General features: G+C 72.8%; 10 protein-coding genes and 1 tRNA gene. 6 read left to right on the forward strand and 5 right to left on the reverse strand.

All coding sequences use genetic code 11. From position 1 onward, the window contains the following. The first annotated feature begins 44 nt into the window (after positions 1-44). Positions 45-1,037, forward strand: a complete 993-nt coding sequence (corA, locus tag ACQCO7_RS08745; protein WP_464071275.1) for a magnesium/cobalt transporter CorA — start codon at positions 45-47, stop codon at positions 1,035-1,037. Between the two features lie 156 nt (positions 1,038-1,193). Here corA and ACQCO7_RS08750 read toward each other — a convergent pair whose 3' ends face one another. Further along, positions 1,194-2,249, reverse strand: a complete 1,056-nt coding sequence (locus tag ACQCO7_RS08750; RefSeq protein WP_464071276.1) for an LLM class F420-dependent oxidoreductase — start codon at positions 2,247-2,249, stop codon at positions 1,194-1,196. A gap of 158 nt (positions 2,250-2,407) precedes the next feature. Here ACQCO7_RS08750 and ACQCO7_RS08755 point away from each other — a divergent pair, with 158 nt between their 5' ends. After that, positions 2,408-3,394: an aldo/keto reductase gene (locus ACQCO7_RS08755; RefSeq protein ID WP_464071277.1), complete on the forward strand. Its 987-nt coding sequence runs from the start codon at positions 2,408-2,410 to the stop codon at positions 3,392-3,394. A 689-nt stretch (positions 3,395-4,083) separates the two neighbouring features. Further along, complete coding sequence (locus ACQCO7_RS08760) at positions 4,084-6,333, forward strand: helix-hairpin-helix domain-containing protein (RefSeq protein WP_464077178.1); 2,250 nt, start codon at positions 4,084-4,086, stop codon at positions 6,331-6,333. A 99-nt stretch (positions 6,334-6,432) separates the two neighbouring features. Here the strand turns inward: ACQCO7_RS08760 and ACQCO7_RS08765 are convergent, their stop codons facing one another. Next, entirely contained in the window at positions 6,433-7,173 is a 741-nt protein-coding gene (locus ACQCO7_RS08765; protein WP_464071278.1) for a hypothetical protein, read from the reverse strand. A 47-nt stretch (positions 7,174-7,220) separates the two neighbouring features. On the opposite strand from ACQCO7_RS08765, the gene ACQCO7_RS08770 reads away from it, so the two are divergent. Continuing rightward, positions 7,221-7,409 carry a DUF5703 family protein gene (locus ACQCO7_RS08770; RefSeq protein WP_464071279.1) on the forward strand — a complete coding sequence of 63 codons (189 nt, stop codon included), beginning with the start codon at positions 7,221-7,223 and terminating at the stop codon, positions 7,407-7,409. A 196-nt stretch (positions 7,410-7,605) separates the two neighbouring features. Here ACQCO7_RS08770 and ACQCO7_RS08775 read toward each other — a convergent pair whose 3' ends face one another. From ACQCO7_RS08775 to ACQCO7_RS08785, 3 genes are all read right to left on the reverse strand, one after another. Beyond that, positions 7,606-8,580: a chaplin gene (locus ACQCO7_RS08775; protein ID WP_464071280.1), complete on the reverse strand. Its 975-nt coding sequence runs from the start codon at positions 8,578-8,580 to the stop codon at positions 7,606-7,608. Positions 8,581-8,703: 123 nt separating this feature from the next. Further along, on the reverse strand, positions 8,704-8,937 hold the full coding sequence (gene chpH, locus ACQCO7_RS08780) for a chaplin ChpH (RefSeq protein WP_010350369.1): 234 nt from the start codon (positions 8,935-8,937) through the stop codon (positions 8,704-8,706). 134 nt (positions 8,938-9,071) lie between these two features. Further along, the gene (locus ACQCO7_RS08785) at positions 9,072-10,397 is read right to left on the reverse strand and encodes a M20/M25/M40 family metallo-hydrolase (protein ID WP_464071281.1); all 1,326 of its coding nucleotides are present in this window, start codon (positions 10,395-10,397) and stop codon (positions 9,072-9,074) included. Positions 10,398-10,580: 183 nt separating this feature from the next. On the opposite strand from ACQCO7_RS08785, the gene ACQCO7_RS08790 reads away from it, so the two are divergent. Both ACQCO7_RS08790 and ACQCO7_RS08795 read left to right on the forward strand, forming a co-directional pair. Then, positions 10,581-10,665 (forward strand) — tRNA-Leu (locus ACQCO7_RS08790). A 270-nt stretch (positions 10,666-10,935) separates the two neighbouring features. Continuing rightward, complete coding sequence (locus ACQCO7_RS08795) at positions 10,936-14,778, forward strand: Pls/PosA family non-ribosomal peptide synthetase (protein ID WP_464071282.1); 3,843 nt, start codon at positions 10,936-10,938, stop codon at positions 14,776-14,778. Positions 14,779-14,821 lie beyond the last annotated feature (43 nt).

Consider the following 14,821-nt stretch of genomic DNA (forward strand, 5'->3'; position numbering starts at 1 on the left):
CCGCGCGCGTGCGCTGTCTTCCGGGCGAAGGGAGAATCCTCTCCGTGATCGTCGACTGTGCCGTCTACCGTGAGGGCCGCCGGGTGGCGGGTCCGCCGGACTTCTCCGACGCGCTGGCCGGGGCGCGGGCCTGCGGCGGCTTCGTGTGGATCGGGCTGCACGAGCCCACCGAGGACGAGTTCACCCTCGTCACCGAGGAGTTCGGCCTCCACCCGCTGGCCGTGGAAGACGCCCTGAAGGCTCATCAGCGGCCCAAGCTGGACGTGTACGACGACTCGCTGTTCGTCGTCCTCAAGCCGGTCGGGTACGACCAGGACCGCGACACCGTCTCGGCGGGCGAGGTGATGGTCTTCCTCGGCGAGGGCTTCGTCGTCACCGTCAGACACGGCCAGGACGCCCCTCTGGCGGCCGTACGGCACCGTCTGGAGGAGGAGAGGCCCGAACTCCTCGCGAAGGGCCCCACGGCCGTCCTGTACGCGATCTCGGACGCCGTCGTCGACCGGTACCTGGAGGTCGCCACCGAGCTCCAGACCGACCTGGAGGGACTGGAGGCGGAGGTGTTCTCGCCGGACGGCGGGGACTCGCGCGGGGCCGCGTCGCGGATCTACACCTTCAAGCGCCAGGTCCTGGAGTTCCGGCGGGCCACCGGGCCGCTCACCCTGCCGCTGACCCGGCTGTCGGGGTCCTACGGCACGCCCGTGCCGTTCGTGCACGACACGTCCCGGCCGTTCTTCCGGGACGTCGGCGACCACCTCGCGCGCGTGAACGAGTCCGTCGAGGCGCTCGACCGGCTCGTCTCGGACATCCTGTCGGCCCATCTCGCGCAGATGAGCGTCCGGCAGAACGACGACATGCGGAAGATCTCCGCGTGGGCGGCGATGGCTGCGGTCCCGACGATGATCGCCGGGATCTACGGCATGAACTTCGAGCACATGCCGGAACTGCGGTGGGTGTGGGGGTACCCGGCGGTGATCCTGGTCATGGCCGCGTTCGAGGTGGCGCTGTACCGGCTGTTCAAGCACCGGGGGTGGCTGTAGGGCGTCGCGTCGGTCGGACAACTCACCCGTCCGACGTACCCCCGCCCCGTAACCCCGCGCGTGCAGTGACGTTGTTCCTCACAGTCGGCCGTGGCGGGGAGACCCCCGAGCCCCCGCCACGGCCGTGGAACCCTCCAGGGAGTGTCCCGGGGGTGGTTATGCCACCCCGGCCAGCTCCAGGGCCTCCGCGCCCGCGCGCAGGGCCGCGAGGCGTTCTTCGAGGGTGAAGCCCGCGGGGGCGAGGGTGAGGGTGGTGACGCCCACCGCGGCGTAGGACTTCATGCGGTCGGCGATGCGGTCCACCGAGCCGAGGAGGGCCGTCTTGTCGATCAGGTCGTGGGGGACGGCCGCTGCCGCGCCGGTCTTGTCGCCGGACAGGAACTTGTCCTGGATCTCCGCCGCCTCCGACTCGTACCCCATGCGCTGGGCCAGCTGGTTGTAGAAGTTCTGCTTGCGGCTGCCCATGCCGCCGACGTACAGGGCCGTGTACGGGCGGAAGGTGTCCGCGAGCTTCTCGACGTCCTTGTCGTCGCCCAGGGCGAGCGGCAGGGTCGGGCAGACGTCGAAGCCTTCGAGGGTGTGGCCGGCCTTCTCGCGGCCCGCGCGGATGTACTTCAGCGCGGTGTCCTCCAGGTGCTCGGCGGAGGGGAAGATCAGGAGCGCGCCGTCGGCGATCTCGCCGGTCTGCTCCAGGTTCTTCGGGCCGATCGCGGCGATGTAGAGCGGGATGTGCTCGCGCTCGGGGTGCACGGTCAGCTTGATCGGCTTGCCGGGCCCGCCGGGCAGCGGAAGCGTCCAGTGCTCGCCCTCGTACGACAGGCGCTCGCGGGTCATCGCCTTGCGGACGATCTCGACGTACTCGCGCGTGCGGGCCAGCGGCTTGTCGAACTTGACGCCGTACCAGCCCTCGGAGACCTGCGGCCCGGAGACGCCGAGGCCGAGGCGGAAGCGCCCGCCGGACAGGGAGTCCAGCGTCGCGGCGGTCATCGCGGTCATCGCGGGCTGGCGGGCCGGGATCTGGAAGATGGCCGACCCGACGTCGATCCGCTCGGTCTTGGCGGCGACCCACGTCAGCACGGTCGCCGCGTCAGAGCCGTACGCCTCGGCCGCCCAGCACACGGCGTAGCCGAGCCGGTCGGCCTCCTGTGCCACGGCGAGGTTGTCCCCGTCCATCCCGGCACCCCAGTACCCGAGGTTGATCCCGAGCTGCATTGGCCGCATCCCCTTACCGATCAGTAACGTCCGTTGTGGACAGACCATAGCGCGCACCCCCGCAAGGCCGGGAGTACCGGCCTCCCGATCCACAACCTGCGGATTCGGTTATCCACAGGCCACCCACCGCCCGGTTCTGGCCAGTAATCTCGGCGTTCATGGAGCAGAGGCATCTCGGCCGCACCGGCCTGCGCGTGTCCCGTATCGGGCTCGGCACCCTGACCTGGGGCCGCGACACCGACGAGCACGACGCGGCGGACCTCTTGAAGACGTTCTGGGAAGCGGGCGGCACCCTCGTCGACACGGCGGACGTGTACGGCGACGGGGACGCCGAGTACCTGCTGGGCCGCCTCATAGAGGGCCTGGTCCCGCGCCGGGACCTGATCATCGCGACGAAGGCGGGCAGCGTGCCCGACCCCGACCGCCGCTACGACGGCTCCCGGGGTCATCTGCTGGCCGCGCTGGACGCGTCGCTGGCCCGCCTCGGCACGGACTACGTGGACGTGTGGCACATCCACGCGTACGACCCCCACACGCCGATGGAGGAGACCCTCCAGGCCCTCGACATCGCTGTCTCCAGCGGGCGCGCGCGGTACGCGGGCGTCTCCAACTTCTGCGGCTGGCAGATCGCCAAGGCGGCCACCTGGCAGCTCGCCGCGCCCGGCACGCGTACGCGGCTGTCCAGCACGCAGATGGAGTACTCGCTCCTCCAGCGCGGCATCGAGCGCGAGGTGCTGCCCGCCGCGATCGACCTCGGCATCGGGCTGCTGCCCTCCTCGCCGCTCGGGCGCGGTGTCCTCACCGGCAAGTACCGGGGCGACGTCTTCCCGCCCGACTCCCGCGCCGCCTCCGACCACTTCGCGCCGTTCGTCGAGCCCTACCTCGACGACACGGCCAGCCGCATCGTCGACGCGGTGACGACCGCCGCCGACGGCCTCGCCGTCACCCCGCTGCACGTCGCCCTCGCCTGGGTCCGCGACCGGCCCGGCGTCGCCGCGCCCATCATCGGCCCGCGCAACGCGCAGCAGCTCAGCGCCGCGTTGTCAGTGGAGGCCCTTACGCTTCCAGACGAGATCTGCCGGGCCCTCGACGACGTGTCGGCGCCCGTGCACCGCTATCCCGATCACGACTGGAGCACGCTGTGACCACGGACCCGGAGACCACGGAGAACGAAGCGCCGGGGGCACCGGAGGGGGGAGCTGATGCCGGGGGCGGGGAGGCAGGGGTCGCCGGGGGCGGGGGAAGCGGGGGCAAGGCGGAGGACGTCGAGGGCACGGACGCCTCGGACACGGCGAGGGCCGGGGGCGGGGAAGCGGGTGTCGCCGGAGGCGGGGGAAGCGGGGATGGGGAGGACGCCGGGAGCGTGGAGGCCGAGGCACCCGCGCGTCCGGTGGCCGCAGGCGGGGAGACCGAGGCCGGGGAAGTGGGTCTCGCGGGGAATGGGGATGGAGTGGACGTCGGGGGTGACGAGAGCGCGGAGGGTGAGGTTGCCGGCGGGGAACCCTCGGGCACCGAGGAGGCCGCGGAAGGTGACGCGAGCGGGGAGACCGGTGGCGCGGAAGGCTCCGGCGAGGCTCAGAAGGGTGAGGCCGCGGCTCCCGAACTCACCGAGGCCCAGGCCGAGCTCGCCGCGCAGAAAGTCGAGCGGGAGCGGATCGCGCGGCGCAAGGCCGAGAAGGGCGGGCCGATCGCCGCAGGGGGCAAGCTGAGCGGGACCGCCGCGGATCTGCTGGCCGCCGTACGGGCCGTGGAGAGCGGCGCGAAGCCCGCGAGCGCGTACGCCGCACCGCCCTCGCGGAGCGTTCCCGGCCCTGGGCGACGTCCTGAGCGGGGGATGCCGGACGGATCCGCTCCGTCGGCTGCGGGGAACGCCACGACCGCCGGGGAGTTCGGGCCCGGCGAGGGAGACCGCGCCGCAGGAACCACCGGCGTCACGAGGACCGCCGGAGGCGTGGGTACTGACGCCGGGTTCGGGCCCGCTGGGAGCGTGGCCGGCGCGGGAAGCGCAGGTGGCGCGGGGGGCGCAGGAAGCGCGGGTGGCGCGGGAAGCACTGGGAGCACGAGGGGCGCGGGGGGCGCCGCGAGCCCCGGGGTCGCCGGGAACTCCCTGGCTCCGTCCTCCGGGGGCGCCGGAAGCCCCTTCGCCCCGTCCTCCGGGATCGCCGGAGAATCCCTGGCCCCGTCCCCCGGGCTCACCGAAGGCTCCCTGGTCCCGTCCCCAGGAACCGCCGGAACCCCCCTCGCCCCCTCCCCCACCCTCGTCGACGCCGTCCGGCATGTCCTCGTCGGCGGGTCCGCGCCCGAGTCCCTGGCGCCGCAGGTCGCGGTGGCCCTCGGAGAGGGCGCGGCGGAGTTGCTGCGGGAGGACCCCTGGCAGTTGCTGCGGGTCTCCGGTGTGCGGCCCGAGCAGGCCGACGGGTTCGCGCGCGCGTTGCTCGGAGCCGAGTGCGGGCCGGCGGACGAGCGGCGCGGACGCGCCGTGACGCTGTGGCTGCTGGAGCAGGCCGCGCTGGCCGGGCATACGGCGCTGGAGCTGCCGGCGCTGACCGCCGCTCTGGCCCAGCGGGGCGTGCCGGACGCCGACGGCGCCGTACAGGGCACCGTCGCCGAGGGGGAGGCGCTGATCTTCCAGGACGCGCTGGAGGAGCCCGGCGCGGCTCCCGTGCAGGACGACGAGGAGGAGGAGCGTCCCGTCCGTGTGCTGGTCGGCCTTGAGCGGTACGCCCTCGCGGAGGAGAGCCTCGCCGACGGGCTCGCCAGGATCGTCAACGCGCTGCCCGAGGACGACTCCCCCGCGTGGGAGACGGCCGCCTCCGCCGCCCCCCGTGGCGCCGCCGACCTGATCCGTGCCGTCGCCGCGAACGGCCTCGTCCTGCACACCGGCGGCGAGGCGTCCCGCGCGGAACCGGCCGCCCTCCTCGACGCGGCCCGCGCCCTGGGCCTGCGCGCGGTCGCGGCCTGCCACACGGCGGACGGCCGCCAGAGGTTCGCGGCACTGCTGAACGGGGGACGCGGGACCGGGGGAAACATCCCGCACCCCGCGCATCCCACGGAGGCCGGCGCAGGCACGTACGGCGCCCCGGCGGACACGCACAGCGGCCCCGCCCACGAACCCGCCCACGAACCCTCCGTCGTCACCCTCCCCGGTCTCCTCGCCGGGCTGGAAGGGCCCGGTCGGGACTCCGAAGGGGCCTTCGCGCTCGACCTGCTGGTCCTGCTCGACGCGCCTCAACTGGACGTCGAGGCCGCCGCGATGGTCGTCGAGTCGTTGGCGGACGGGGCCCGGCTGGTGCTCAGCGGGGACCCCGGCGTGTTGTGGTCGGCTGGCGCGGGACGCGTGTTCGGGGATGTGCTCGCCGCGCGCGTGTGCCCGCAGGTCGCTTCGCGGACGCCGGACCCGGGGCCGATCGGGGAGCTGGTCTCCGGGATCGGCATCGGGGAGCTGAACCAGGTGGCCGCGCCCGGCAAGGAGATCGTGATCGTGCCGGTGCGGGACGCCGGGGAGGCCGTGCACCGGACCGTGCAACTGGTCGCCGACTCCGTGCCGAGGGCGTTCGGGGTGTCCCCCGAGGAGACCGTCGTGATCACGCCGGGCCACGGCGGCGCGGCCGGTACGCGCGCGCTCAACGCGGCCCTCAAGGAGCGCCTGAACCCCGGCCCTGGCCGCTTCGCCGGGTACGACCCGGGTGACCTGGTCGCCTACGCCCCCGCGCCCGGCCGCACGCTCCCGGGCCGGGTCGTGGGCGCCGACGCGGACGGCCTGCGCATCACCTGCGCCGGCGCCGGCATCCTCGTACCGAAGGACCGCGTCGAGCAGACCCTGCGGCACGGCTGGGCGCTGACCGCCCACCAGGCGGCGGGCGCGCGCTGGCCGGCGGCGGTCGTGGTGCTGCCCGGGGACGCGGCGCAGGCGCTGTCGCGGGCGTGGGTGTACACGGCGTTCAGCCGTCCCGAGCGGCACCTGTCGGTCGTCCACGGCGTGGAACAGGCCCTCCCGCACGCGGTCGCCGAGGTTCTGCCGAAGCCGCGGACGACCCGGCTGCCGGTGCTGCTGCGCGGACAAGTGCCGGTGGCGACGGGGTAGGCGGGACGGCCCCAGGCCGGCGCAACGGCCCGGAGTGCGCGAAGGGCGCGGAGGAAACCCCGCGCCCTTCACCTTGAGCACCCGCGCCGCGAACCCCGGCTACCGCCGGTCCACGTCCAGCGGCTCCAGATCCTCCACGTCCTCCACATCGACCTCGTCCACGTCGTCGACCCCGTCGACTTCATCCACTTCGTCGACCTCGACCTCGACCTCGTCCTCGTCGAAGTCCTCGTCCTCCGACTCCTCGTCGAAGACCGCGCTGACGTCGAAGCGGCAGACGACCCGCTGGGGGTCGGCCTGGTCGAAGGGGGACTCCAGCCATTCGCCGGGGTCGGCCGGGTCGTCGGCGGCGACCACCCAGAGCGTCGAGTCGCCCTCCTCCAGGCCGAACTCCTTGTGCCGGGAGGCGATCTCGTCGGCCTCGTACTCGCCGAAGAGGATGCCGAGGGCGCCGTGGACGGTGCTCGCGGTGTCCTCGCCGCCGTCGTACTCCGCCGCCTCGACCCGCTGGGCCTGCGCGAGGAGCCGCTGGGGTTCGGCGACCGCGTAGTCGCGGCGGATCAGCACGCTCAGGGCGTTCGGCTCCTCCGGACCCGCGTACGGCGGAAGGGAGTCGTCGGTGCCGGGGATCTCGAAGGGGGTGACCTCGTCGTACCGGTCGTAGAGCAGTTCGTCGTACGTCTCCGCCGCAGCGGCCAGTTCGTTGAACGCCTCGTAGACGGCCGGGTCGTCCTCCCCCGACCGGCGTTCGACCGCGGCCAGGTGACGGTCGAGCGCGGTCTTCACCGCCTCGGCGGCGGCGCGTACCTCGGCAGCGGTGGGCTGCGCAGCATCAGACATAGTGCAGACGCTATCCGTACGAGGCACCAGCCCGCACAATAGATGCGATGCCGGAATACGAATTTGCCGACGTGTACGTACCGCGCGGGGTTTCCCGCAAGGAAGCCGCACGTCTGCTGACGGACCATGCCGAGTACGGTCACTGGGAGTTGCACCGTCTGAGCCTCATGCGGGACGGCAGCCGCAGGGTGCGGTTGCGGCGGCGGATCATCCGCCAGGTACGGGCCACGTGGTGAGCTGAAACGCGGACGAAGGGGACGGGCGAGACGACGGAGCGGGCCCCGCCGGGTCGGGGCCCGCTCCGTCGCGCTTTGCGCGCGGGGTGATCCGTGTGGCCGGGATCACCCTCGCGGTTTCACGGCAGTTGGTGCGCTCTGTGTCGCTTTGCCGTGATTTTTACGGCCGTTGCCTCAGCTTGGCCGAAGATCGCCGTCAGGAGGACGCGTGCCTCCGGCGGTAGAGCAGGGCGCCCGCGACCAGCATGCCCGCGCCGGCGGGGAGGGCGAGGCCCAGGGGGAGTTCGGCACCTGTGCTCGCCAGTTCCCCGGGGAGGGTGGGGCGTTGGGCGGTGTGGGGGACGTGGTTCGGGGGCGTGTGGTGGGTGGGGGTGGTGGGATTCGTGGGGCCCGAGGGGTGCGAGGTGCCCGGGTTACCGGGGTGACTGGGGCTGCCAGGGTGCCCCGGCGTACCAGGACCACCCGGGCTGCCAGGGTTACCCGGTCCGCCCGGGTTACCAGGGTTACCCGGTCCGCCAGGGCCGCCAGGGGTACCGGGTCCACCGGGCCCTCCCGGACCGCCAGGCCCCCCGGGCCCGCCCGGATGCCCCGGGTTCCCGGGATGCCCCGACGTCCCGTTCCCGCACTCGTTCCCGAACGCCGGATTACCGACCCCGACGACGTCGACGCTGTTGCCGCACAGGTTCACCGGTACGTCGATGGGGACCTGGACGTGGTTCCCGGAGCCGACCCCGGGTGACCCTCCGGCGTGCCCGCCCGCGTGCGCGCCCCCGGAAGCGCCGTGCCCGCCCCCTCCGCCGTGGCCACCGTCGCCGTACCCACCAGCCCCGCCGTACCCGCCTCCGCCGGGCGCCCCAGCCCCTCCGTACCCGCCGGAGCCGTGCCCGCCGGACCCGTACCCACCGGACCCGGCACCGGCCTTACCCCCACCCCCGTTCCCGCACGAGTTCCCCATCGCCGGATTGAGCAGCCCCACCACGTTCACGGTGTTCCCGCACACGTTCACCGGCGCGTGCACCGGCACCGACACCGTGTTCCCCGCGAGCACCCCCGGTGACTCCCCGGTGGAACCGTTCGCCGAGGAGTCCGCGTGGGCGACCCCTCCCGCCGCGGCGATCGCCCCCGTCGCCGCCGCCACGGTCATGAACCCCTTGCGGGTGACCTGTCGCATCGCTGATTACCTGCCCTTACTGATGTCCACGTGGTCCGCTGTTCCCGAAACCGGCCGGCCCCGGAGCGCATGGCGCGCGCTCCGGGGCCGGTACGGCGTGGACGCCCCCTCAGCGGGGTGGCGTCACTTGTTGATGCAGGTGTTGCCGAAGGCGGGGTTCAGCAGGCCGATCACGGAGATCGTGTTGCCGCACACGTTCACCGGGACGTGCACGGGGACCTGGATGACGTTGCCGGACAGGACGCCGGGGGAACCCACGGCAGCACCCTGCGCACCGGCGTCGGCGACGGCCAGGCCCGCACCCGCGAGAACGAGACCACCGGTGGCGGCAGCGGCGGCGACGACCTTCTTGATCATGTGTATTTCCTCCTGAGTAGGTAGACGGCCCAAGGAGCGGGCCGCACGACCTGTAACGAGGAGGAGCCATTGGGGCTACGAGCGTATGGTCGGATTCACCCGTCCGGGGCGGACCGAACAGGTGCGCGGCCCCTTCAGGACGCGTCGATGAACCGGTCCAGGACGCGCACCCCGAACCGGAGCCCGTCGACCGGCACCCGCTCGTCGACCCCGTGGAACATGCCCGCGAAGTCCAGCTCCGGCGGCAGCTTCAGCGGCGCGAAGCCGAAGCCGCGGATGCCGAGGTCGTCGAAGGACTTGGCGTCGGTGCCGCCGGAGAGCATGTAGGGGACGGCCTCGGCGGTGGGGTCCTCGGCGAGCAGCGCGGCGGACATGGCGTCGACGAGGGTGCCGTCGAAGGAGGTCTCCAGCGCCTTGTCGGAGTGGACGTCCTCGCGGCGTACGCGCGGTCCGAGGAGGCGGTCGAGGTCGGTGAGGAACTCCTCCTCGTGGCCGGGCAGGAAGCGGCCGTCGAGGTGGGCGGTGGCCTCGCCGGGGATGACGTTGACCTTGTAGCCGGCGCCGAGCTGGGTGGGGTTCGCGGTGTTGCTGAGGGTCGCGCCGATCAGCTTGGCGATGCCGCCGAGGCGGGCGAGGGTGGCCTCCATGTCCTCGGGGTCGAGGGGGGTGCCGAGCGCGTCGCCGAGTTCGTCGAGGAAGGCGCGGGTGGTCTTGGTGACGCGGACGGGCCACTTGTGGCGTCCGACGCGGGCGACGGCCTCGGACAGTTCGGTGATCGCGTTGTCGCGGTGGATCATCGAGCCGTGTCCGGCCGTACCGGCGACGGTCAGCTTCATCCAGTGCATGCCCTTCTCGGCCGTCTGGATGAGGTACAGCCGCCGCTCCTCGCTGACGGTGAAGGAGAACCCGCCGACCTCGCTGATCCCCTCGGTGACGCCCTCGAAGAGGTCGGGGTGGTGGTCGACGAGGTGGCGCGCGCCGTACGTACCACCGGCCTCCTCGTCCGCGAGGAACGCCAGGACGATGTCCCGGGGCGGCTTGCGCCCGCTGCGCAGCCGGTCGCGGACGACCGCGAGGGTCATCGCGTCCATGTCCTTCATGTCGACGGCGCCCCGCCCCCACACGCAGCCGTCCGCGACCTCGCCGGAGAACGGGTGGTGCGTCCAGTCGTCCGCGTTCGCGGGAACGACGTCGAGGTGGCCGTGGATGAGGAGCGCGGGCCGCGAGGGGTCCTCGCCCTCGATGCGGGCCACGGTGGAGGCGCGGCCGGGGTGCGACTCGAAGATCTCCGGCTCCAGGCCGACCTCGGCGAGCTTCTCCGCGACCCACTCGGCCGCCTGCCGCTCCCCCGGGCCCGAGTGGTCGCCGTAGTTGCTGGTGTCGAACCGGATCAGCTCGGAACAGAGGTCCACGACCTCGTCCTCGCCCCTGACGTACCCGTCCGTGCCCGTCTCGCTCACGCCGCTGCCTCCCACTGCCGGTTCCTGGTCTCCCCTCATCCTCCCTCCCCCGCCCCCGACACCCAAGACCGCTCCCACCTCGTCACACACCGTTCACGCCGGACCACCCGTGATCGAGCACCCCGGAAACCCTGGTAATGTTTACGACGTCGCCGCGGGGGAACCCCGCGCGAGACACACCCCGTCCGGGTGGCGGAATGGCAGACGCGCTAGCTTGAGGTGCTAGTGCCCTTTATCGGGCGTGGGGGTTCAAGTCCCCCCTCGGACACAGTGAGCGAAGGCTCCGACCAGTCGGTCGGGGCCTTCGCTCGTTATGTGGTGGATCTCTCCTCCCTACCAAGATCGCGCAGGTCAGAGCCCTGCCCGGGGTCTTGATCGGTGACTCGAACGGGTCTCTGCGGTGGCTGTCGAACCGGTTGATCCATAGCGTGGTACTAAAATTTCCGGCTTGTTACGGGCTGGAGCCGGACAACCCCAGGCATACCTGCGGGCCCGCCAGCGCCCCGGAGGTTTCCGGGCACGAGACGCGAGGGACCTGATGGCGGCCATACACGAGGTCAGCACGGCCTTGTTCGAAGAGGAGGAGACGGCGTTCGCGCGGTTCTCGGGGGGCTCTGCCGCCCCGGCGCGCACGCTCGTCGACGTCTTCGACAGCGCTGTGCGCTTCTACGGCGACGAGCCCGCGCTCGACGACGGAAACGCCCAGCTCAGCTACCGCGAACTCGCCGGTGAGGTGGCCCGGTTGCGGGGCCGGCTCGCGCAGGCGGGCGTCGGCCTCGGCGACCGGGTCGGGGTGCGGGTGCCTTCGGGGACGAACAATCTGTACGTCGCGATCCTGGCCGTCCTCGCGGTCGGCGCCGCGTACGTGCCGGTGGACGCCGAGGACCCGGACGAGCGTGCCGACCTGGTGTTCGGCGAGGCGGACGTCCGAGCCGTGCTCACCGGCGGGAACGCGATCACCGTCCACCCCGGCGAGGGCGGACAGGCGGGGCGGCCGGGCGTCGAGCACGACGCGTGGATCATCTTCACGTCCGGGTCGACCGGCAAGCCCAAGGGTGTCGCCGTCACGCACCGCAGCGCGGCGGCCTTCGTGGACGCCGAGGCTCGGCTGTTCCTCGCCGAGGAGCCGATCGGGCCCGGTGACCGGGTCATGGCGGGCCTCTCGGTGGCCTTCGACGCGTCCTGCGAGGAGATGTGGCTCGCCTGGCGCTACGGCGCCTGCCTGGTGCCCGTACCGCGTTCCCAGGTCCGCAGCGGCGCCGACCTCGGGCCGTGGCTGGTGGAGCAGGAGATCACCGTCGTGTCGACGGTGCCGACGCTCGCCGCGCTGTGGGAGCCCGAGACCCTCAACGACGTACGGCTGCTGATCTTCGGCGGCGAGGCGTGCCCGCCCGAGCTGGCTCAGCGGCTGGTGACCGAGGGCCGGGAGGTGTGGAACACGTACGGTCCGACCGAGGCGACGGTCGTGGCGTGTGCCGCGCTGATGACCGGCGAGGAGCCGATCCGGATCGGACTCCCTCTGGACGGCTGGGAGTTGGCCGTCGTGGACGACGCCGGTGAGCCCGTACTCATGGGCGGCACCGGGCAGTTGGTGATCGGCGGGGTCGGGCTCGCGCGGTATCTCGACGCGGAGAAGGACGCCGAGAAGTACGCGCCGCTCGAATCCCTGGGCTGGGAGCGGGCGTACCGCAGCGGTGACCTCGTCCAGGCCGATCCCGAGGGGCTGTTGTTCCTCGGGCGGGCCGACGAGCAGATCAAGCTGGGCGGGCGGCGGATCGAACTCGGCGAGGTGGACGCCGCGTTGCAGGCGCTGCCGGGTGTGGCGGGTGCGGCTGCGGCCGTACGGACCGCACGCAGCGGGAATCAGCTGCTCGTCGGGTACGTGGTGACGCAGGAGGGCTGGGACCAGGCGGCTGCCGTGGAGCGGCTGCGGACCGAACTCCCGGCCGCGCTGGTGCCGTTGCTGGCGGCGGTCGACGAACTCCCCACGCGCACCTCGGGGAAGGTGGACCGCAACGCGCTGCCGTGGCCGCTGCCGGATCTGCAGACCTCTTCCGCGAAGGAGGAGTTGTACGGGACGGAGGCGTGGCTCGCCGAGCAGTGGACGGACGTCCTCGGTACGCCCGTCGCGAGCGCCTCGGACGACTTCTTCGCCATAGGCGGTGGCAGCCTGTCCGCCGCGCAGCTCACGACGCGGCTGCGGGAGCGGTATCCGAGCGCGGCCGTCCTGGACATCTATCAGCAGCCGGTGCTGCGCAAACTCGCCCGGCATCTTGAGGAGTCGGCGCAGGACGACGGGGCGACGCGGGTGATCGCGCCGGTCCCGGTGCGCGCGCAGGTGATCCAACTCCTGGCGCTGCTGCCGCTGTTCACACTGACGGGGCTGCGCTGGACGGTGGCGCTGGCCGCCGCCGGGAACCTGCTGCCGGGGTACACCTGGCTGCCGACCGCGTCGTGGTGGGTGATCGGGCTCGTCGCGCTGGTGCTGTTCACTCCGGCCGGGCGGCTGGGGATCGCGGCGGGTGGTGCGCGGCTGCTGCTGCGGGGTGTGAAGCCGGGCCGGTATCCGCGCGGTGGCGGTGTGCATCTGCGGCTGTGGACGGCCGAGCGGCTGGCCGAGTTCAGCGGGGCGACCTCGCTGACCGGGGCCTGGCTGGAGCGGTACGCGCGGGCGCTGGGCGCGAAGATCGGGCCCGAGGTGGACCTGCACTCGCTGCCGCCGGTCACCGGCATGCTGAAGCTGGGGCGCGGGGCGGCCGTCGAGTCCGAGGTCGACCTGTCCGGCTGGTGGCTGGACGGGGACCGGCTGGAGATCGGCGCGGTGAAGGTCGGCGCGCACGCCGTCGTGGGTACGCGCAGTGTGCTGTTCCCGGGTGCGCGGGTCGGCAAGCGGGCGGAGGTGGCGCCGGGTTCGGCCGTCGCCGGTCAGGTCCCGACCGGGCAGCGCTGGGCGGGGGCTCCGGCGGTCAAGCTGGGCAAGGCGAAGCGGAACTGGCCCAAGGAGCGGCCGGCGCGGGGCACGTACTGGCGGTTCATGTACGGCCTGACGGGCGGCGCGCTCAGCCTGCTGCCGGTGGCCGCGGCGGCCGTCGCGCTGCTGGTGGCGTCGGTGTTCGTCCGTCCCGGCGGGGCGGTGTGGCCGGGCGTCCTGTACGCGCTCGTCCCGGCGACCCTCGCGTACGGCCTCGTCTACGCGTCCCTGATCCTCGTCGGTGTACGGCTGTTGAGCCTGCGGCTCGGTACGGGGACGTATCCGACGCACAGCCGGGTCGGGTGGCAGGCGTGGACCGTGACGCAGCTGATGGACCAGGCCCGCGAGACGCTGTTCCCGCTGTACGCCGGGCTCGTCACGCCCGTGTGGCTGCGGGCGCTCGGCATGCGGATCGGGCGGGGCGCCGAGGTGTCGACCGTGCTGGCGCTGCCGAGTCTGACGACGGTCGGTGAGGGCGCGTTCCTCGCCGACGACACGCTGACCGCGCCGTACGAACTCGGCGGTGGCTGGGTGCGGATCGGGAGGGCCGAGATCGGGCGGCGGGCGTTCCTCGGGAACTCGGGGATGACCGCGCCGGGCCGGTCCGTGCCCGAGGGCGGGCTCGTCGGGGTGCTGTCGGCGACGCCGAAGAAGGCGAAGAAGGGGAGTTCGTACCTGGGGCTGCCGCCGATGAAGCTGCCGCGCAGCGCCTCGGACGGCGACCAGAGCCGTACGTACGACCCGCCGGCGCACCTGCTGTGGGCGCGCGGGCTCGTCGAACTGTGCCGGATCGTGCCGGTGTTCTGCTCGGCGGGGATCGCGGTGCTGGTGGTGGCCGCGCTGTCGGTGCTGGGGCCGTGGGGGTTCCTGCTGGGCGGGGTCGTGGTGCTGGGGGCCGGTGTGTTCGGTGCGTTGCTGGCCGTCGCCGCCAAGTGGGCGCTCGTCGGGCGGCACCGGGCCGGGGAACACCCGCTGTGGAGCTCCTTCGTGTGGCGCAACGAGCTGGCGGACACGTTCGTCGAGGTCGTCGCCGTACCGTGGCTGGCGAACGCCGTGCCCGGGACCGTCGTCATGACCGCCTTCCAGCGGGGGCTCGGCGCGCGGATCGGGAAGGGTGTCTGGCTGGAGTCGCACTGGCTTCCCGAGGCCGATTTGGTGACGCTTTCCGACGGTTCCACCGTGAATCGTGGCTGTGTCCTACAGACTCACCTCTTCCACGACCGGATCTTGCGGACGGATACTGTGGTACTCCGTGAGGGCGCCACACTGGGCCCTGGCGGAATCGTGCTGCCCGGCAGCACGATCGGGGCCCGTACGACACTGGGTCCCGCGTCGCTCGTCATGGCCGCGGAGTCCGTCCCCGACGACACCCGCTGGCTGGGCAATCCCATCGAGTCGTGGCGCCCGTGAGCGCGGGCCACTCGGTGTCCATGAGTGACGGTTCGAGTGGCAC

Source organism: Streptomyces saintjeani (genome assembly GCF_055409605.1).

Excerpts from the sequence above, each read along its gene's own strand:
- ACQCO7_RS08750 (WP_464071276.1), bottom strand. The coding sequence starts at position 2,249 with ATGCAGCTCGGGATCAACCTCGGGTACTGGGGTGCCGGGATGGACGGG.
- ACQCO7_RS08755 (WP_464071277.1), top strand. The coding sequence starts at position 2,408 with ATGGAGCAGAGGCATCTCGGCCGCACCGGCCTGCGCGTGTCCCGTATC.
- ACQCO7_RS08760 (WP_464077178.1), top strand. The coding sequence starts at position 4,084 with ATGCCGGACGGATCCGCTCCGTCGGCTGCGGGGAACGCCACGACCGCC.
- ACQCO7_RS08765 (WP_464071278.1), bottom strand. The coding sequence starts at position 7,173 with ATGTCTGATGCTGCGCAGCCCACCGCTGCCGAGGTACGCGCCGCCGCC.
- ACQCO7_RS08770 (WP_464071279.1), top strand. The coding sequence starts at position 7,221 with ATGCCGGAATACGAATTTGCCGACGTGTACGTACCGCGCGGGGTTTCC.
- ACQCO7_RS08775 (WP_464071280.1), bottom strand. The coding sequence starts at position 8,580 with ATGCGACAGGTCACCCGCAAGGGGTTCATGACCGTGGCGGCGGCGACG.
- chpH (WP_010350369.1), bottom strand. The coding sequence starts at position 8,937 with ATGATCAAGAAGGTCGTCGCCGCCGCTGCCGCCACCGGTGGTCTCGTT.
- ACQCO7_RS08795 (WP_464071282.1), top strand. The coding sequence starts at position 10,936 with ATGGCGGCCATACACGAGGTCAGCACGGCCTTGTTCGAAGAGGAGGAG.